The sequence below is a fragment of the Halomonas sp. 1513 genome (assembly GCA_001971685.1).
Taxonomy (GTDB): domain Bacteria; phylum Pseudomonadota; class Gammaproteobacteria; order Pseudomonadales; family Halomonadaceae; genus Franzmannia.
In genome coordinates this window covers 203,810-221,654 of record CP019326.1, presented here as the reverse complement: position 1 = coordinate 221,654, position 17,845 = coordinate 203,810, and the positions used below count along the sequence as shown (strand labels likewise).

Sequence of the window (17,845 nt, the reverse complement as noted above, 5' to 3'; positions counted from 1 at the left end):
ACGCGAGCAGGGCCTGGACTTCAAGCTCAATTTTGACATTATGGCCTGCCCCTCCCCGGCCTATGTAGTGGACGATGCCCTGCTGCGCCGCAACCTGGAGCGCCTCGCGGCGGTCCAGGGAGCCAGCGGCGCGCGGATCCTGCTGGCGCTGAAGGGTTTCGCCATGTGGGACTGCTTCCCGATGATCCGCGAGTACCTGGTGGGCACCACGTCCAGCGGCCAGGACGAGGCGCGTCTGGGCGCCAAGACCTTCGGTGGCGAGGTGCACTGCTACTCGCCGGCGTTCACCGAGGAGGAGCTGGCCGTGGTGCTGCGCTACGCCGACCACCTCAGCTTCAACTCGCCGGGCCAGTGGCGGCGCTTCCGCGAGACCATCGCGACGGCGCCGCGCCGGGTCTCCTGCGGCATGCGGGTCAACCCGGAGCACTCTACCGGCGCGGTGCCGCTCTACGACCCCTGTGCGCCGGGCTCGCGGCTCGGCACCCGCGCCGCGGATCTGGCTCCTGCGGACCTGGAAGGCCTCGAGGGGCTGCACTTCCACACCCTGTGCGAGCAGAACAGCGACGCCCTGGAAGCGACCCTGGCGGCCTTCGAAGCAAAGTTCGGCCACTACCTCGGCAGCATGAAGTGGATGAACCTGGGCGGCGGCCACCATATCACCCGCGCCGACTACGACGTCGAGCGGCTGGTGCGAGTGGTCCGCGACTTCAAGGCGCGCCATCCGCACCTTACCGTCTACCTGGAACCGGGTGAGGCGATCGCGCTGAACACCGGCTACTTGGTCTGCTCGGTGCTGGATATCGTCGACAACGACGGCCCCATCGCCATCCTCGACACCTCCGCCACCGCGCATATGCCCGACGTGCTGGAGATGCCCTACCGGCCCGAGATCATCGGCGCCGGCGAGCCCCAAGAGAAGGCCCACACCTATCGCCTGGGCGGCATGACGTGTCTGGCCGGCGACGTGATCGGCGACTACAGCTTCGACGCGCCTCTCGAGATCGGCGACCGCCTGGTATTCACCGACATGGCCCACTACACCATGGTCAAGACCACCACCTTCAACGGTATCCGCCTGCCGTCGATCTGCCGCATCGACGAGGCGAGCCGCAAGGTGCGCACGGTGCGGACCTTCGGCTACGTGGACTATATGCAGCGGCTCAGCTGAGCGAGTCTCATCGGCTTAGACAAGGCACCTTCGGGTGCCTTTTTGCTGGGCGCATTTACGCCATGGCACCCAATCGCTTGCACGCTGCGCCGCGCCTCTTTCGTCCGGCCCGGGATTGCCGCAAGGTATCAGTGCCACATCCACCGCCAGGGAGAGACGGTAATGACCACGGTATTCAAGTTTGGCGGCGCCTCCATCAAGGACGCCGATGCGATTCGCCACCTGGGTGAGCTGCTGCAGCACCTCGAGGCGCGCCCCGACGTGGTGGTAGTCTCCGCCATGGGCAAAACCACCAATGCCCTGGAGGCGCTGCTCGCCGCCGCCCGCGGCAGCGACGAGGACGACTACCGCCAACAGCTCGAGGCGCTGCGCCGCGACCACCTGGCCGCCGTCGAGAGCCTGTTCGGAACACGGCAGGGCCAGCTTGGCGAGCGCGTCGAGGAACTGCTGAGCGAACTGGACGACTGCCATCGCCAGCATCGCGACGCGGAACGGGCGTTTCATTACGACCAGACGATCGGCTATGGCGAACTGCTCTCCACCACCATCGTCAGCGCCTGGTTCAACCAGATCGGCCTGGCCTGCGACTGGCACGACGCCCGCCGGCTGATCGTCACCGATGCCAACCACCAGGCCGCCAACGTCGACTGGGCCGAGACCTCGCAGCGGCTGCAGGCGCTCGCCGGCGGACGAATGGTCATCACCCAGGGCTTTATCGGCGGCAGCGCCGGCGGCGTCGCGACAACGCTGGGCCGCGAGGGCTCGGATTTCAGCGCCGCGATCATCGCCCACTGCCTGGACGCCGAGGAGGTGGTGATCTGGAAGGACGTGCCGGGGCTGTTCAACGCCGACCCACGGCGCTTCGACAACGCCCAACAGCTGATGCAACTCAGCTACGACGAGGCCATCGAGCTGGCCTGGCTGGGTGCCAAGGTGATCCACCCCAAGACCCTGGCGCCGCTGCGCGAGCGCCGCATACCCCTCAAGGTGCGCTCGTTCGAGACCCCGGACGCTCCGCCCAGCGTGATCTCGCAGCACGGCGACGACGACCTGGTGCCGGCCTATATCCTGGCCGAGGAGCAGGTGCTGCTGGAGATCCAGCCCCGCGACTTCTCGTTCATGGACGAAGTCCGCCAGCACGAGGTGTTTGGCCGGCTGGTCGACGCCGGCCTGCACGCCAACCTGATCGACGGCGGCGCCATGCGCCTGTCGCTATGCCTCGACGCCCATCCCGCGCGCCTCGCCCCGCTGGTCGAGTCGCTGGCCGCCGACTATGCGCTGACCCGCCACGACGACCTGACGCTGCTCTCGGTGCGCCACCCCACCCCGGCGCGGCTGGCCTCGCTAAGCGAAGGCCGCGAGGTAGTTGCCCAGCGCGCCAATGCCTATACCGCCCAGCGGCTGTTTCGTAGCAACGAGTGCCCAGATACCTGGCGTATTCCCGAATGACCGCAACGGCTCGACGATTTACCCCAGCGCCTTGACCACCAGCTGCACGCCGACGACGGCCATGGCGATGATGATCAGGCGGTAGAACAGCGTCTCGTTGACCCGGTGCTGCAGCCATAGACCGCTGCGCACGCCGGCCCAGGCCACCGGCACAAGCACCAGCGAGGCCCAGGCGCTGGTCAGGTTTATCTCGCCCAGCCACAGGTAGGGGCCGAGCTTCATCAGGTTGACCGCGGCGAACACCATGGCGCAGGTGGCGATGAAGGTACGCTTGGCCAGGCGACGGGGGATCAGGTAGAGGTTGATCGGCGGCGCGCCGGCGTGGGCCAGAAAGCTGGTGAAGCCGCAGCCGGTCCCGGCCAGCGGCGCCCAGCGCGGCGAGATCGGGCGCCCTGCCGCAGGGCGCAGCAGCATGTACAAGGCAAACAGCAGCGAGAGCACGCCCAGCAGCAGACGCACGCCGTCCTCGTCGAGGCTGCCGATCAGCAGCGTGCCGATGACCACCCCCAGTGCCAGCCCGGGAAGCAGGCGCCGCACCTCGCCGCGGTCGTGATGCCCCCACCACGCCTTGACGGTAAAGGCATCCATCACCAGCAGCAGCGGAAGCAGCAGGCCGGCCGCCTCGATGGGACCGATGGCCAGCGCCATCAGCGGCACCGAGAGGGTGCCAAAGCCACCGGCGAAGCCGCCCTTGGAGACCCCGGTAAGGTAGGTGGAAAAGATGATCAGGCTCCAGGCGAGCCAGGAGTAGTCGGGCAGCATCTCTGGTCCTTTGGCGCCCCCGCCGGGCCGCGGGGGAATTATTTGCCGCCATGGTACTCTATCTCCGCGTTGCATAAGACAAGGAGATCCCATGCCCACCCGCCCACTGCCGCACTCGCGCCTGATCGGCGCTGCTGCCGCCCTGCTAATGGCCACCACCGCGCTCTCTGCCAGTGCCGACGACCCCGTCTTCGGCTGGGTCGAGATGGCCACCGTGGAGCCCTGGGGCACCACCATAAAAGCCAAGCTCGACAGCGGCGCCCTGACCTCATCGCTGGACGCCCGCGATATCGAGCGCTTCGAAAAGGACGGCGAAGAGTGGGTGCGCTTCCGCCTCGAGCTGGAGGACGAGCGCAGCGACGAGGTGCTCGCCGAAGAGGTAGAGAAGCCGATCTATCGCGACATCACCGTGCGCGGTGCCGGCGGCCGCGCCGAACGCCCCGTAGTACTGATGGAGTTCTGTATCGGTGAGCGTGTCTACGAGGAGCAGGTCGGGCTGCGCGACCGCAGCGAGATGTTCTACCCGCTGCTGCTGGGGCGTCGCACCATCGAACACCTGGGACTGCTCGACGTGCGCGAGACCTTCATCAACGGTGCCGACTGCGGTGAAGACGCCGAGTTCGTGGCTAACGACCCGGACGCCGATTGAGCCAGGCGCCCATGCCGGTGCCGAACCAAGCCCCGGCCAGCCACAGCGCCAGCGACAGGCCAATATAGAGCAGCGCCATGCCCAGCGCGCCGGTGCCGGCCAGGGTCAGCACCTCGAGGCTAAAGATCGAGAAGGTGGTAAAGCCACCGCACACGCCGCCGATCAGGAATAGCTGCATGCGCGTCGAGAGCGGCCAGCGCCCGGCGCTGAGCGAGGCGATCAGGCCAATGGCGATCGAGCCGAGCAGATTGACGCTCAGGGTGCCCCACGGCAGCCCGCCGGGGGCTGCCAGCAGCCACACCGAGAACAGGTAGCGTGCCATGGCGCCCAGCGCACTGCCGGCCGCTACCGCCGCATAGTTGGCAATTGCCGCCTTCATAGCGAGCCTCCCGCCACCAGCCGGCCGACGATCAGGCCCAGCGATACCGCCAGCAAGCAGCCAAACAGCGAGGCGCCGATATTCAGGTAGCCGCGCCAGGGTTCGGCACTGCGCAGCAGCGTCACGCTCTGTAGGCTGAACGAGGACACCGTGGTGTAGCTGCCGAGCACGCCGACGGCGAGCAGCCACCAGCTGGCGGTCGGACCCTGCAGCAGTAGCAGGTCGAGCCCCCAAGCACCGGCCAGCAGCCCGAGCAGCAGCGCGCCACTAAGATTGACCACCAGCGTTCCCCAGGGAAACCTCGCCCCCCAGCGCGCCGTCACTACGGCCGTCAGTCCCACCCGCAGTGCACCGCCCAGTGCGCCACCGGCACCCACCAACATCAGCGCCTGACCATCGACCACGCCTTCCCCCCCTCCCGTGCGGCAAAGATGCCATCCTAGCAGACACAAAAAACCACCCGCGAACGGGTGGTGAAAATTACCGCATGCTTGCCAATATTCTGTTTAGCCGGCGCTGGGGCGGCGGGGGCTCTTGCCCGGCTGTGGCACCAGGCTCGAGGCGGCCGCCAGCATGTGCTGTTCGAGGTCGTCGGCACGGCACTTGAAGGCCAGGCACTCGCCGCAGCGCACGTCCTGATCCATGGCGTCCGCGGCGGGCAACGTGAAACGATCGTGGCCGCAGACATTGCAGCGCAGCTCCAAGGGGACTACCAACATCGGGGATTCCTCCTAATGCGTGATGCTCTTCCCTGATCACCTAGGCAATAGCGATGAATATACAGTGGCACAATTTTCTACCCATGTACAATGTTTGTACAGAATATCCCGGGTATAATAGCCCCTGAATCAGGGGCATCTTGGACAGTCTCGCCGCCTGGCATGACGCACGCGTGACAGCGCGCGACTTGTCTGCGCGGGCGCCGGCATGTTGAGATGCGCCATGATGGACGCGCTGTACCCGCTGTCGCCAATCGCCCTTTCACGCTGACTCATGGAGGTAGAAGCGTGCTTGCTCCACGTCTCCTAACGATACTTCTCGGCCTGCTGCTGGCCATGCTGGTGCTGTCACCGGCACACGCCCAACAGCCGGATCCCACGGCACCGCCACCCGCTTACGACACTCTGGCCGACCTGCTGGAAGACGAGCAGTCACGCAATCGCCTGATAGAAGAGCTGCGCGGCCTGTCGCAGCAGGACCCGGTCGCGCCACTGGGACTGGAAGGCGAGGTCTCCGCCGAGGCAATCGCCGCCACCGCGCCCAGCGGCCAGAGCGCCGATCAGGTCTCGCTGCCGCGCCGCCTGGCCGAAGCCACCAGCAATATCGCCGGCGACGTCGGCAGCCAGTTCAACAATCTGGTCAACGTGCTCGGCGGCCTGTTCAGCGGACAGCCCACCGGCGAGCCGGGCTTCGACAGCGCCGCCTTCATGGAGGCCGCCATCAACCTTGGCCTGGTGATCATCGCCACCTTCACGCTGTTCATCGGCTTCCGCTACCTGGCCAAGCCGGCCTTCACGCGCATCAGCCAGTGGTCCCGCGAGGGCGCCGGCCTGACGCCGATCCTGCGCCTGGTGATTGCGGTCGCCGTGGCCGCGGTCATCGACGTGCTGGTGGTGGCACTGGCCTACGTCGGCGGCAACCTGATCGCCACCTTTGCGGTGGGCGAGACCGGCGAGCTGTCGACCCGCGCCTCGCTGTTCCTCAACGCCTTCCTGGTCATCGAGCTGTTCAAGGCCGCGGTGCGCATGCTGTTCGCCTCGCGCTATCAGGGACTGCGCCTGCTGCCGATCAGCGCCGAAGAGGCCTCCTACTGGAACACCTGGATCGCCCGACTGATCGGCCTGGTCGGCTACGGCCTGCTGGCCGTGGTACCGCTGCTCAACTTCTACGTTTCGCCGGCCCTCGGCGAAAGCGTCGGCACCCTGATCATGTTCGGCGCCTTTGTCTACGCCGTCGGCAAGGTACTCAAGAACCGCCTCAAGCTGCGCCTCGCCATCGAGGGCATCGCCGAACGCAGCTCGCTGAGTGCGACCCGCATGTCGCTGCAGCTGTTCGCGCGACTGTGGCACTGGCTGGCCATCCTGTACTTCCTGATGGTGCTGGTGGTGACGCTGATCCGTCCCGAGGATGCACTGCCGTTCGTGATGGTCGCCACCCTGCAGACACTACTGGTAGTCGGTGCCGGCGCGCTGTTGTCGGCGCTGCTGACCCAGACCATCGGCCGCCATATCCGCCTCTCGGATGACCTGCGCCGCAAGCTGCCGATGCTCGAGCCGCGCCTCAACAGCTACGTCCCCAACGCTCTGCGGGTGGTGCGTGCGCTGATTCTGATCGCCGTGATCATGCTGGTGCTCAACGCCTGGGGCGCCTTCGACGCCGCTGCCTGGTACGCCTCCGAGGCCGGCCGCGGGCTGATCGGCAAGGCCGTCAGCGTGGCCATCATTCTGGTGCTGTCCATCGGCGCCTGGCTGGCACTCGCCAGCCTGATCGAGCACAAGCTCAACCCCGAGACCGGCACCGGCGAGCCCGACGCCCGCGCCAAGACGCTGCTGACGCTGTTCCGCAACGCCCTGGCGATTGCCCTGGTCACCATCACGCTGATGATCGTGCTGGCCGAGATCGGCATCAACATCGGCCCGCTGATCGCCGGTGCCGGTGTGCTCGGCCTGGCCATCGGCTTCGGTGCTCAGAAGCTCGTGCAGGACATCATCACCGGGGTGTTCATCCAGATCGAGAACGCCATGAACAACGGCGACGTGGTCACCGTCGGCGGTATCACCGGCACCGCCGAGCGTCTCAGCATCCGCTCGGTGGGCATCCGTGACCTCAACGGCACCTACCATATCGTGCCCTTCTCCAGCGTGGACACCGTCTCCAACTACATGCGCGAGTTCGGCTACCACGTCGGCGAGTACGGCATCGCCTACCGCGAGAGTATCGATGACGCCATTATTGCCCTGCGCGAGGCCTTCGATGAACTGGCCGCCAGCGAGGATAGCAAGATGAATATCCTTGCCCCGCTGGAAGTTGCAGGGGTCGTCGCCCTCGCCGACAGCTCGGTGAATATCCGCGTGCGCATCAAGACCACGCCGGGCACCCAGTGGGCCACCGGCCGCGCCTTCAACCGTCTGGTCAAGCTGCACTTCGACGCCAAGGGCATCGAGATTCCCTTCCCCCACACCACCCTCTACTTCGGTGTCGGCAAGGAGGGCGAAGCGCCGCCGGCCAACCTGCGCCTCATGCAGCAGCCGTTCGATATCGACGGCCGCCCGGGTGGCCAACCGCGCTCCGGGGAGCAGAGCCGCAGCGGGCAGGACGACCCGCGCTCGCAGCCCAACCCCGAGTTCAAGGGCGACTTCGACGACGACTGATCGCGCGCCTGCCACCCACGCAAAAGGGGGCTGCCATCGGCAGCCCCCTTTTTGCGGCTTGCCCGCAGCGGCTGGATCAGTGGGTGGTCACCAGCATCACCACGCTGAGCGCCGCCGAGACCCACATCGCCGGCTTGATCGCCTCGATGCGGCCGGTGAACAGTTTGATCATCACGAAGCTCAGGAAGCCGAAGGCGATCCCCAGGGTGATCGAGTAGGTCAGCGGCATCAGGATGATCGCCAGGAAGGCCGGGAAGGCTTCGTCGTAGCGCGTCCAGTCGATCTTGCTGATCGGCGCCAGCATGAATAGCCCGACCAGTACCAGCGCCGGCGCGGTGGCGATCGATGGCACCAGCGACAGCAGCGGCGAGAGGAACAGGAACGGCAGGAACAGCACCGCGATGACCACCGCCACCAGCCCGGTGCGGCCGCCCTGGGCAACCCCCGCGCCGGACTCGATGAAGGTCTGGGCGGCACTGGTGCCGAGCGGCGCGGCAATCATCGAGGCGAAGGCGTCGACGGTCATCGAGCGCTTGAGGTTGCGCGGATTACCGTCCTTGTCCTTGAGGTCGGCGGATTCGGAGAGTGCCATGAAGCACGACAGGGCATCGAAGAAGTTGGTGAACAGCATCACGAAGATGAACGGCAGGTAGGCGACCTTCAGCGCGCCCCAGATATCCACCTGCATGACGGCGCTGAAGTCGGGCCAGGCGGCCAGGCCGCTCCACTCGACCATCACCTCGCCACCCCACATGCGCCCCATCGGGGTGGCCAGCAGGGTGGTCAGGGCGATACCCAGGATCAGCGCGCCGTTGAAGCGCAGGATGACCAGGATCGCGGTGGCCATCATGCCGATGAAGAAGGTGATCAAGGTCGGGTCCATGCTGCCCAGCGACACCAGGGTGGCATCGCTGCCAACGATGAAGCCGGCATTCTTGAGCCCGATGAAGGTGATGAACAGGCCGATCCCGCAGGTGATCGCATAGCGCAGCGAGGCCGGGATCGCCTCGATGATCGCCTTGCGCACGTTGAAGGCCGCCAGGGTCGCGAACAGCACCCCCGACCAGAACACACAGCCCAGCGCCACCTCCCACGACAATCCGGCGCCCTGCACCAGGGTGTAGGTGAACAGCGCGTTCATGCCCATCCCCGGCGCCACCAGGATCGGATTGCGCGCATACAACCCCATCGCCAGGCTGCTCATGAAGCTGATCAGCACGGTGGCCGAGAGCGCCGCCGAGAAGGGAATGCCGGCATCCGACAGGATCGCCGGGTTGACCACGATGATGTACATCGAGGCGAGGAAGGTGGCGACACCGGCCAGCACCTCGGTACGTAGCGTCGAGCCGCGATGGCGTATACGGAAATAGCGTTCCAGCCAGTTGCCCTGCGCGTCGGCGGCGCGGGGTGGCTCGTCGTGATGGGTGGTAGAGGTCTGTTCCATGGTCACGGTCCTGTTGTTGTTGGACATCATCGATCAGGTTTTTTGACCTTTTGGTCAATCGAGACACACAGGGTAGGCAATATCTGACCACTTGGACAAGCACTGGTAGACCAATGACGTATACAAAAGGGCAAATCACTGGATACGCTTTTGGCGGCATAAAAAAGGGCGCCTCACGGCGCCCAGGAGAGCAAATCGGCAGGCTCAGCGATTGTTGTCGCTGGGCTGGGGCAGGGACGGCAGCGACTTGTCGAGCAGCTCGACGCTCTGGCGATAGTAGAGCTGGCTCTTGTTGTGCTCGCCGAGGTTGGCGTAGAGACGCGCCAGCTCGGCGCACACCACGCCGCTGGGACGCTGGCGCTGGCTGGCCTCGAAGTACTCCTGCGCCTTGCCCCAGTAGGCATTGCGCAGCGACAGCCGGCCCAGCGTCAGCAGCAGGTCAGGGTCGTTGGGACGCTCCTGCAGCCACTTCTCGGCGTAGACCAGCTGGCGTGCCGAGTCGACATTGAGCAGGCCGTAGCGCAGCACCAGGCGATGATCCCAGTGCTCCTTGAGGGAGTGGCGCAGCAGGCGCTCGGCGATGCCCTCCTCGCCGCCGCGCACCAGCGCTTCGGCATAGATCACCACCAGTTCGATATCGCCGCGCAGGTAGTCGGGCATGTCGGCCCACAGGTTGCGCACCCGCTCGATATCGCCCGGCTGGCGCGCCGCCTGCACGATCAGTTCGCGGTAGGCGCGCTGCTCGAGGGTCTGGCGCTCTTCGGGGGCAATCAGCTGCTGGGCGGCGAGGCGCGGGATCAATCGCCGCAGGCCGTCCCAGTCATTGACGCTGAGATAGGCCTGCTTGAGCTGCTTGAGCACCTGAGGGTGGTTGGGCAGCTGTTTGTCGAGGCGCGTCAGGGTGGCCAGCGCCTCCTCGAACTGCTGGCGGTCGAGCATCAGCTGGGCCTGCATCATGCCCACCGCCGTGTCGGCGCCTTCGGTACTCAGATGAGCGCGCTTGAGCAGGGTGTCGGCCTGGTCGTAGCGGCCCTGGTAGTGAGCCGCCAGCGCCGCCGAGAGGTAGTTGACCAGCGGCGTACTGGAGTCGTCCGCCGACTTGACCAGGGCCTTTTCGGCGCGCTTCCAGCGCCCCTCGGCCAGTGCGACCAAGCCACGCACGGTGCTCTTCATGGCGTTGCGGTTGCGGGTGCGGCTGTTCCACAGTTTGAGCCGGCTGACCGGGTGGCGCAGCCGGCTGAGCACGCGCAGTACGAAGTGCAGCACCAGGAAGCCGCCCAGCAGCAGGATCAACCCGAACCAGAACGAGGTCTGCAGCGAGGTATCGCCGACCCGCACCAGCCAGTAGCCGGGCACGCTGACCATCAGCTGGCCAAATAGCGCCCCCAGCGCGAGGCCGAGGACGACGATGAGGATCAGTTTTCTCATGCCTCGTCTCCCTCATCGTCGCCGTTATCCGCCGCGCCGTTGAAGCGCCGCTCGATAAACTCGGCCAGGGCCTGCTGGGAAGCGCTGATGTCGGGCAGCTCGGGGCGAATCGCCGCCTCGCGCAGCTCGCCGAGGCGCTCGAGGACCCGCTGCACGCCTTCGCTATCGGTGTCGTAGTAGGCCTCGACCAGGGTGATCGCCTTGTCGAGGCTGGCCTCGTACAGCGCCTCCTCTTCCTTGAGCAGCGCCAGCTGAGCCTGCTCGATCAGCAGCCGGACGTTCTGGCGCAGGTAGGCCTCCTGCTCCGGCGCAATCAGCGCCTCCAGCGCTTCGTCGTGGCGACGCACCGTGACCAGGTCGCGCAGTTCGGCACCGAAGCGTGACAGCTGCTGCTGCCAGGTGCCTGAGGGCGGCTGCTCGATGCCCGACTCGGCGGCGATCTGTTCGATGTCCTGGCCCAGCGGCAGCCCGGCAAGCTGCTCCTGCTGGGCGTCGAGGGCCAGATAGAGGCCGGTACGATCGACCCGCGGCACCGCGTCCAGTGCTGCCAGCTCGGAGGAAATCGCGCGGCGCACCGCGGTCAGGGCCGGGTTATCGGCATCGCGCAGGCGGCCATCGGCGGTGCGCAGTAGCGCTGCGGCGCCGTCGGCGTCGCGCTCCAGCTGCAGGCGCTGGTTGGCCAGGCGCAGCAGGTAGGCGGCCTCGGCGTGAAGCCATTCGCGCTCATCGGCTTCCTGCTCGCGGGAGAGCTCGTCGAGCACCTGATCGAGGGTCGCATCGACCTCGCCGCGGTAGTCGTCGAACTCGCCGCGCAGGCTAGCCAAGGCGTCGTCCAGCGCCGCGTCGCGTTCGCTCTCACCCTCGTCGAGACGCTCCTCCAGCGCCGCCAGCTCATCGCGCGTCGCGGCGTCACCGCTGCGCGCCTCGAGGTCGGCAATACGCTGCTGTTGCGCCTCGAGCCGTTCCCAGCCCTGCCAGGCGGCCAACAGCAGTGCCAGGCCGAGCAGCAGCGCCAGCACCAGGGCAATCAGCCCCGTCTTGCTGCCGCCTCCGTCGCGGGGCGGCGGCGTGGCCGACGAGGCGGGGGGCGCTTTGTCGGCGCCGCCTCCCTTAGCGGTGCTCGGTTTGCCGGAGGCATCGGCGCTGGTCTTGGCGGCCGCGCTCGATGGCTTGTTGGCGGAGCCGCCAGCGCCGGGCTTGCGGGCGCCCTTGGCGTCAGACGTCTCGCTAGCCTTGCCTGCGGAAGTGTCGCTGGGCTTGGCCGCCGACGTCTCGCTGGGCTTGGCGTCAGACGTTTCGCTAGCCTGGCCTGAGGAAGTGTCGCTGGGCTTGTCCGCGGCGCTATCGCTTGACTTGGCCGCAGCGGCGTTCTCGGCGGGGGCCTTGGCGCCGCGGCGACGGCTGCGCGAGCGCCCTCCCCCCTTGCTCGACGCGGCCGTATCAGATGAGGTCGCGGGTACGCCGTCGGCGTCGCGGGAAGATATCCCTGGCGGGGTCTCACCGGATGGCGTCTGGTTATCGTCCTGATCGTGTGGTTGCTTGCTCATCTGTCGCTAGCCCTTTTCAAGATCGTCATGATCGATTGCTGCGCCATCGTCCCGCGCGTCCATATCGGCGACTGCTGCACTCAGGGCCGCCACCGAGGCACCACCGGCGATGCGCACATCGCTGAAGCCTAGGCTGCCTGCCAGTGTAGCCAAACGCCGACTGGAAACGATTAGCGGTTGGTGCAAGGCGCGTGTCTGACACCATCCTGCCAGATATTCGAGGAGTTCTCCGCTGGAGATCACCAACGCCGCATAGTCGCCGCTTGCCAGACGCTCGGCGGCGGCGCCCCGCGGCGGACGCATGACACGTTGATAGAGTGCCAGACGCGTGACCCGGGCGCCACGCGCCGCCAGGGTCTCGGCGAGCAGCGGCCGGCCACCCTCGCCGGCCACCAGCAGTACCTTCTGCTCGTCCAAGCGCGCCAGCGAGGGCAGCGTCAACAGGTCCTCACTGGTGTCGCCGCTGCCCGGCGGCGGCACATGTACCCGCACGCCCAGGCAGCGGTGCAGCGTCTCGGCCGTGGCCTGGCCCACCGCGTAGAAGGCCGGCCCCAGCGGCAGCTGCGGCCAGTAGCGGTCGAGTGCCTCGGCCAGCCGCTCGGCCGCATAGGGGCTGACCACCACGATGCGCGCGAACTGGTCGATATCCAGCCACACGCTGCGCTGGCGGGCGTCCTCCTCGAGCGGTTCGAGCTGCATCACCTCGAGGTGCTGCGCCGCGTGCCCCTCGGCAGCCAGTGCCGCGGCCAGCCGCGTGCCGCGTTCGCCGGGGCGCGTCAGCAGGATCGGCGACGCCATCAGACGTCGCCGTAGACCTGGGCAAGGATCTCGCCGGCGCCCTGGTCGAGCAGGTCCTCGGCCACACGAATGCCCAGCGTTTCCGGCTCGCTGGCCGAACCGCGGCCCTCGGCGCGCAGCACCTGGGTGCCTTCGGGGTTACCCACCAGCGCGCGCAGCCACAGCGTCTGGCCGTCGTTCTCGAACACCGCATGGCCACCGATGGGCACCTGGCAGCCGCCCTCGAGACGGGTATTCATGGCCCGCTCGGCGCGCACACGCGTCGCCGTGTCGGGATCATCGAGCGGCGCCAGCAGCTCGATCAAGGCGTGATCGTCGCTGCGGCACTCGATGCCCAGCGCTCCTTGGCCGCAGGCCGGCAGGCACACCTCCGGCGCCAGCTCGGCGGCGATGCGCTCGCCCAGCCCCAGCCGGCGCAGGCCCGAGGTGGCCAGGATGATGGCGTCGAACTCGCCGGCGTCGAGCTTGCCGAGGCGGGTCTGGACGTTGCCGCGCAGGCTCAGCACCTCGAAGTCGGGGCGCGCCTCACGCATCTGCAGGCCGCGGCGCAGGCTCGAGGTACCGATACGCGCGCCTTCGGGCAGCGCGTCGATCGAGTCATAGTGGTTGGAGACGAAGGCGTCGGTGGGCTCGGCGCCCTCGAGGATCACCGACAGCCCCAGCCCCTCGGGAAAGTGCATCGGCACGTCCTTCATCGAGTGCACGGCGATATCGGCGCGGCCGTCGAGCATCGCCTCCTCGAGCTCCTTGACGAACAGCCCCTTGCCGCCGACCTTGGCCAGCGGGGTGTCGAGAATCTTGTCGCCGCGGGTGGACATCGCCACCAGCTCCACCTCGAGGCCGGGGTGCGCCGCCATCAGGCGGTCACGCACGTGTTCTGCCTGCCACATGGCGAGCAGGCTCTTGCGGGTGGCAATGCGCAGGGTGCTATAAGCGGGCACGGGGGGCTCCTAGGTGGGCCCGGCCACCATGGGCCGGGCAATGAGCACGGCGAGGCGCGCTGGCCTCGCATGATGCCCCCATCATAATGCACCGGCGCAGGCAGGAAAAATGCGCCGTGTTCGGCACGGGGCACAGCGTGGCCAGCCTGCACGACTCTGGTACACTTTGCGGCCATGAGCGCGAGTCTTCGACCGTAACCGCCGACACGATCACAGCAGGATGCCAAGCCCGATGACCAAGCCAACCAACCAGTCCTGGGGCGGCCGCTTCAGCGAGCCCACCGACGCCTTCGTCGCCCGCTTCACCGCCTCGGTGGACTTCGATCAGCGCCTCGCCCAGCACGACATCCGCGGCTCCATCGCCCACGCCACCATGCTGGCGCGGGTCGGCGTGCTCAGCGAGGACGAGCGCGATGCCATCATCGTCGGGCTCGGCGAGATCGGCGAGGAGATCGCCCGCGGCGAGTTCGCCTGGTCGGTGCCGCTGGAAGACGTGCACATGAACATCGAGGCGCGGCTCACCGACAAGATCGGCATCACCGGCAAGAAGCTGCACACCGGGCGCTCGCGTAACGACCAGGTGGCCACCGACATCCGCCTGTTCCTGCGCGACGAGATCGACGTGGTCGACGCCGAACTGTCGCGGCTGCGCGAGGGCCTGATCGAGCTCGCCGACCGCGAGGCCGACACCATCATGCCCGGCTTCACCCACCTGCAGACCGCGCAGCCGGTAACCTTCGGCCACCACCTGCTGGCCTGGCAGGAGATGGTCGCCCGCGACCAGCAGCGCCTCGCCGACTGCCGCCGCCGGGTCAACGTGATGCCGCTGGGCGCCGCCGCCCTGGCCGGCACCACCTACCCCATCGACCGTCACGTCACCGCCGAGCTGCTGGGCTTCGAGCGTCCCGCCGAGAACAGCCTCGACGCGGTCAGCGATCGCGACTTCGCCATCGAGTTCACCGCCTTCGCCAGCCTGCTGCTGATGCACTTGTCGCGGATGAGCGAGGAGCTGGTGCTGTGGACCAGCGCCCAGTTCGACTTCATCGACCTGCCCGACCGCTTCTGCACCGGCTCGTCGATCATGCCGCAGAAGAAGAACCCCGACGTGCCCGAGCTGGTGCGCGGCAAGAGCGGCCGGGTCTACGGCCACCTGATCAGCCTGCTGACGCTGATGAAGTCGCAGCCGCTGGCCTACAACAAGGACAACCAGGAGGACAAGGAGCCGCTGTTCGACACCCTCGACACCGTCAAGGGCTGCCTGCGCGCCTTCGCCGACATGATCCCGGCCATCCAGGCCAAGCCCGACAACATGCGCGAGGCGGCGCGGCGCGGCTTCTCCACCGCCACCGACCTGGCCGACTACCTGGTCCGCAAGGGCGTGGCCTTCCGCGACGCCCACGAGATCGTCGGCCAGTCGGTGGCCTACGGCATCGCGCAGCGCAAGGACCTCTCCGAGATGCGCCTCGACGAGCTGCGCCAGTTCTCCGATACGATCGGCGACGATGTCTTCGAGGTGCTGACCCTGGAGGGCTCGGTGGCGGCACGCAACCATATCGGCGGCACCGCCCCCGACCAGGTGCGCGCCGCCGCCCAGCGCGCCCGCGACGACCTCGCCGGGAGGCCGGCATGATCGCGCGCCTCGCCCCGCTGGCCCTGGCGCTGCTGCTGGTGGCCGGCTGCGGCCAGAAGGGGCCGCTCTACCTGCCCGACGACCAACAGGCCGCCGAGCGCTACGGCGATCCGGCCGACGCCACGCCCGACGACGAGAGCTGAGCATGGACCACTTTGAATACCGCGATGGCGTGATGTACGCCGAGGACGTGCCGCTGATGCAGGTTGCCGAGCGTATCGGCACGCCCTGCTACGTCTACTCCCGGGCCACCCTGGAACGCCACTTCCGCGCCTACAGCGAGGCGCTGGGCAGCCATCCACATCTGATCTGCTATGCCGTCAAGGCCAACTCCAACCTGGCGGTGCTGGGCCTGCTGGCGCGCCTCGGTGCCGGCTTCGACATCGTTTCGGTGGGCGAGCTGGAGCGCGTACTGGCGGCCGGCGGCGACCCCGCCAAGGTGGTGTTCTCCGGCGTCGCCAAGCAGGAGAACGAGATGGCCCGGGCGCTGGAAGTGGGCATCAAGTGCTTCAACGTCGAGTCGCTGCCGGAGCTCGAGCGCCTCGACGCGGTGGCCGGCGGGCTGGGCAAGGTCGCGCCGGTGTCGCTGCGGGTCAATCCCGATGTCGACGCCAAGACCCACCCCTACATTTCTACCGGCCTCAAGGCCAACAAGTTCGGCATCCCGGTGGACGAGGCGCTGAGCGTCTATGAGCGCGCCGCGGCACTGCCCAACCTCAGGGTGGTCGGGCTCGACTGCCATATCGGCTCGCAGCTCACCGAGCTGTCGCCGTTCCTCGACGCCCTCGACCGCCTGCTGCTGCTGCTCGACAAGCTCAAGGCGCGCGGCATCGAGGTCGAGCACCTCGACCTCGGCGGCGGCCTCGGCGTGCCCTACCGCGACGAGCGCCCGCCGGCGCCGTTCGACTACGCCGCCTCGTTGCTCGAGCGGCTCTCGCAGTGGCAGGACGGCCAGCGGCTGACGCTGCTGTTCGAGCCCGGCCGCTCGATCGCCGCCAACGCCGGCGTGCTGCTGACCCGGGTCGAATTCCTCAAGCCCGGCGAGGAGAAGAGCTTTGCCATCGTCGACGCCGGCATGAACGACCTGATCCGCCCGGCGCTCTACCAGGCCTGGCAGGCGATCCTTCCGGTGGATACCCGCCAGCCCCGCGACACCGGCACCTTTGACGTGGTCGGCCCGGTCTGCGAGACCGGCGACTTCCTGGGCAAGGAGCGCGAACTGGCGATCGCCGCCGGCGACCTGCTGGCGGTGCGCTCGGCGGGTGCCTACGGTTTCGTGATGGCCTCCAACTACAACAGCCGCCCGCGCCCCGCCGAGGTGATGGTCGACGGTGACCGGCTGCACGTGGTGCGCCGCCGCGAGCGCCTCAGCGACCTGTGGGCCGGCGAAGCGCTGCTGCCCGAGACCGAGGAGGCGCGCTGATGCTGCTGCACTTCACCAAGATGCACGGGCTGGGCAACGACTTCATGGTCGTCGACCTGGTCACCCAGCGCGCGCGGCTGCGTGACGAGCAGATCCGCCAGCTCGGCGATCGCCACCTGGGCATCGGCTTCGATCAGTTGCTGATCGTCGAGCCGCCCCACGACCCGGACATGGACTTCCGCTACCGGATCTTCAACGCCGACGGCAGCGAGGTGGAGAACTGCGGCAACGGCGCGCGCTGCTTCGCGCGTTTCGTGCGCGATCAGCGCCTGACCCACAAGCACGAGATCCGCGTCGAGACCCAGGGCGGCCCGCTGACCCTGGTGGTGGAAGACGACGGCCGGGTCAGCGTCGACATGGGCGCGCCGCGCTTCGCGCCCCAGGCGATCCCCTTCGATGCCGCCGAAGAGCGGCTCAGCTACCCGCTCGAGGTCGACGGCGAGCGTCTCGAGATCGGCGCCGTGTCGATGGGCAACCCGCATGCGGTGGTGCGCGTCGACAGCGTCGATGCCGCCCCGGTAGCGCGCCTCGGCCCGGCCATCGAGCGGCATCCGCGCTTTCCCCAGCGGGTCAATGCCGGCTTCATGCAGGTGGTATCGCCGCATGAGATCCGCCTGCGCGTGTTCGAGCGCGGCAGCGGCGAGACCCTGGCCTGCGGCACCGGGGCTTGCGCGGCGGTCGCCTGCGGCATCCGCCAGGGTATCCTCGAGAGCCCGGTCACCGTGCACCTGCCCGGCGGCGCCCTGACCATCGATTGGCCCGGCGATGCGGCTAGCCTGATCATGACCGGCCCGGCGACCCGGGTCTTCGACGGCCGGGTGGCACTGACCTGACCCCCGACCCGCTGCGATAGAAG

At 67.7% G+C, this 17,845-nt stretch carries 16 protein-coding genes and 1 pseudogene; 8 read left to right on the top strand and 9 right to left on the bottom strand.

The window, feature by feature from the left end:
* The first annotated feature begins 40 nt into the window (after positions 1–40).
* Positions 41–1,168: a carboxynorspermidine decarboxylase gene (locus BWR19_01050; protein ID APX94850.1), complete on the top strand. Its 1,128-nt coding sequence runs from the start codon at positions 41–43 to the stop codon at positions 1,166–1,168.
* Between the two features lie 162 nt (positions 1,169–1,330).
* Positions 1,331–2,617 (top strand): hypothetical protein, encoded by a 1,287-nt coding sequence (locus tag BWR19_01045; GenBank protein ID APX91649.1) that lies wholly within the window; start codon positions 1,331–1,333, stop codon positions 2,615–2,617.
* Positions 2,618–2,635: 18 nt separating this feature from the next.
* Here the strand turns inward: BWR19_01045 and BWR19_01040 are convergent, their stop codons facing one another.
* On the bottom strand, positions 2,636–3,379 hold the full coding sequence (locus BWR19_01040; GenBank protein ID APX91648.1) for a hypothetical protein: 744 nt from the start codon (positions 3,377–3,379) through the stop codon (positions 2,636–2,638).
* A gap of 91 nt (positions 3,380–3,470) precedes the next feature.
* Here BWR19_01040 and BWR19_01035 point away from each other — a divergent pair, with 91 nt between their 5' ends.
* On the top strand, positions 3,471–4,028 hold the full coding sequence (locus tag BWR19_01035) for a hypothetical protein (protein ID APX91647.1): 558 nt from the start codon (positions 3,471–3,473) through the stop codon (positions 4,026–4,028).
* On the opposite strand, the gene BWR19_01030 is transcribed toward BWR19_01035, so the two are convergent.
* The 3 genes from BWR19_01030 to BWR19_01020 are packed head-to-tail and all read right to left on the bottom strand — an operon-like array spanning position 4,006 to position 5,126.
* Positions 4,006–4,407 carry a hypothetical protein gene (locus BWR19_01030; protein APX91646.1) on the bottom strand — a complete coding sequence of 134 codons (402 nt, stop codon included), beginning with the start codon at positions 4,405–4,407 and terminating at the stop codon, positions 4,006–4,008. The genes BWR19_01035 and BWR19_01030 overlap by 23 nt on opposite strands.
* The gene (locus BWR19_01025; GenBank protein ID APX94849.1) at positions 4,404–4,853 is read right to left on the bottom strand and encodes a hypothetical protein; all 450 of its coding nucleotides are present in this window, start codon (positions 4,851–4,853) and stop codon (positions 4,404–4,406) included. The genes BWR19_01030 and BWR19_01025 overlap by 4 nt, the downstream gene beginning before the upstream one ends.
* 60 nt (positions 4,854–4,913) lie before the next feature.
* Entirely contained in the window at positions 4,914–5,126 is a 213-nt protein-coding gene (locus BWR19_01020; GenBank protein APX91645.1) for a hypothetical protein, read from the bottom strand.
* A gap of 288 nt (positions 5,127–5,414) precedes the next feature.
* Here BWR19_01020 and BWR19_01015 point away from each other — a divergent pair, with 288 nt between their 5' ends.
* On the top strand, positions 5,415–7,778 hold the full coding sequence (locus BWR19_01015; GenBank protein ID APX91644.1) for a mechanosensitive channel protein: 2,364 nt from the start codon (positions 5,415–5,417) through the stop codon (positions 7,776–7,778).
* A 76-nt stretch (positions 7,779–7,854) separates the two neighbouring features.
* On the opposite strand, the gene BWR19_01010 is transcribed toward BWR19_01015, so the two are convergent.
* The 5 genes from BWR19_01010 to BWR19_00990 form a co-directional block, all read right to left on the bottom strand.
* Complete coding sequence (locus BWR19_01010; protein ID APX91643.1) at positions 7,855–9,222, bottom strand: permease; 1,368 nt, start codon at positions 9,220–9,222, stop codon at positions 7,855–7,857.
* A 204-nt stretch (positions 9,223–9,426) separates the two neighbouring features.
* Positions 9,427–10,650, bottom strand: coding sequence for a heme biosynthesis protein HemY (locus tag BWR19_01005; GenBank protein APX91642.1), 1,224 nt, complete (start codon positions 10,648–10,650; stop codon positions 9,427–9,429).
* Positions 10,647–12,197 carry a hypothetical protein gene (locus BWR19_01000; GenBank protein APX91641.1) on the bottom strand — a complete coding sequence of 517 codons (1,551 nt, stop codon included), beginning with the start codon at positions 12,195–12,197 and terminating at the stop codon, positions 10,647–10,649. Before BWR19_01000 ends, BWR19_01005 begins: the two co-directional genes overlap by 4 nt.
* A gap of 6 nt (positions 12,198–12,203) precedes the next feature.
* Positions 12,204–12,995 (bottom strand): uroporphyrinogen III synthase, encoded by a 792-nt coding sequence (locus BWR19_00995; protein ID APX91640.1) that lies wholly within the window; start codon positions 12,993–12,995, stop codon positions 12,204–12,206.
* The gene (locus BWR19_00990; GenBank protein APX91639.1) at positions 12,995–13,936 is read right to left on the bottom strand and encodes a hydroxymethylbilane synthase; all 942 of its coding nucleotides are present in this window, start codon (positions 13,934–13,936) and stop codon (positions 12,995–12,997) included. The genes BWR19_00995 and BWR19_00990 overlap by 1 nt, the downstream gene beginning before the upstream one ends.
* A gap of 232 nt (positions 13,937–14,168) precedes the next feature.
* On the opposite strand from BWR19_00990, the gene BWR19_00985 reads away from it, so the two are divergent.
* From BWR19_00985 to BWR19_00970, 4 genes and pseudogenes are all read left to right on the top strand, one after another.
* Positions 14,169–15,566, top strand: coding sequence for an argininosuccinate lyase (locus tag BWR19_00985; GenBank protein ID APX91638.1), 1,398 nt, complete (start codon positions 14,169–14,171; stop codon positions 15,564–15,566).
* Positions 15,563–15,643: pseudogene (locus BWR19_00980) on the top strand (hypothetical protein). Before BWR19_00985 ends, BWR19_00980 begins: the two are co-directional and overlap by 4 nt.
* A 68-nt stretch (positions 15,644–15,711) precedes the next feature.
* On the top strand, positions 15,712–16,989 hold the full coding sequence (locus BWR19_00975) for a diaminopimelate decarboxylase (GenBank protein APX91637.1): 1,278 nt from the start codon (positions 15,712–15,714) through the stop codon (positions 16,987–16,989).
* Positions 16,989–17,822, top strand: a complete 834-nt coding sequence (locus BWR19_00970; protein ID APX91636.1) for a diaminopimelate epimerase — start codon at positions 16,989–16,991, stop codon at positions 17,820–17,822. The genes BWR19_00975 and BWR19_00970 overlap by 1 nt, the downstream gene beginning before the upstream one ends.
* Positions 17,823–17,845 lie beyond the last annotated feature (23 nt).

Bases quoted from the DNA above. Each gene is read 5' to 3' on its own strand.
- BWR19_01050 (APX94850.1), top strand. From the start codon at position 41: ATGGCCTGCCCCTCCCCGGCCTATGTAGTGGACGATGCCCTGCTGCGC.
- BWR19_01045 (APX91649.1), top strand. From the start codon at position 1,331: ATGACCACGGTATTCAAGTTTGGCGGCGCCTCCATCAAGGACGCCGAT.
- BWR19_01040 (APX91648.1), bottom strand. From the start codon at position 3,379: ATGCTGCCCGACTACTCCTGGCTCGCCTGGAGCCTGATCATCTTTTCC.
- BWR19_01035 (APX91647.1), top strand. From the start codon at position 3,471: ATGCCCACCCGCCCACTGCCGCACTCGCGCCTGATCGGCGCTGCTGCC.
- BWR19_01030 (APX91646.1), bottom strand. From the start codon at position 4,407: ATGAAGGCGGCAATTGCCAACTATGCGGCGGTAGCGGCCGGCAGTGCG.
- BWR19_01020 (APX91645.1), bottom strand. From the start codon at position 5,126: ATGTTGGTAGTCCCCTTGGAGCTGCGCTGCAATGTCTGCGGCCACGAT.
- BWR19_01010 (APX91643.1), bottom strand. From the start codon at position 9,222: ATGGAACAGACCTCTACCACCCATCACGACGAGCCACCCCGCGCCGCC.
- BWR19_01005 (APX91642.1), bottom strand. From the start codon at position 10,650: ATGAGAAAACTGATCCTCATCGTCGTCCTCGGCCTCGCGCTGGGGGCG.
- BWR19_01000 (APX91641.1), bottom strand. From the start codon at position 12,197: ATGAGCAAGCAACCACACGATCAGGACGATAACCAGACGCCATCCGGT.
- BWR19_00995 (APX91640.1), bottom strand. From the start codon at position 12,995: ATGGCGTCGCCGATCCTGCTGACGCGCCCCGGCGAACGCGGCACGCGG.
- BWR19_00985 (APX91638.1), top strand. From the start codon at position 14,169: ATGACCAAGCCAACCAACCAGTCCTGGGGCGGCCGCTTCAGCGAGCCC.
- BWR19_00975 (APX91637.1), top strand. From the start codon at position 15,712: ATGGACCACTTTGAATACCGCGATGGCGTGATGTACGCCGAGGACGTG.
- BWR19_00970 (APX91636.1), top strand. From the start codon at position 16,989: ATGCTGCTGCACTTCACCAAGATGCACGGGCTGGGCAACGACTTCATG.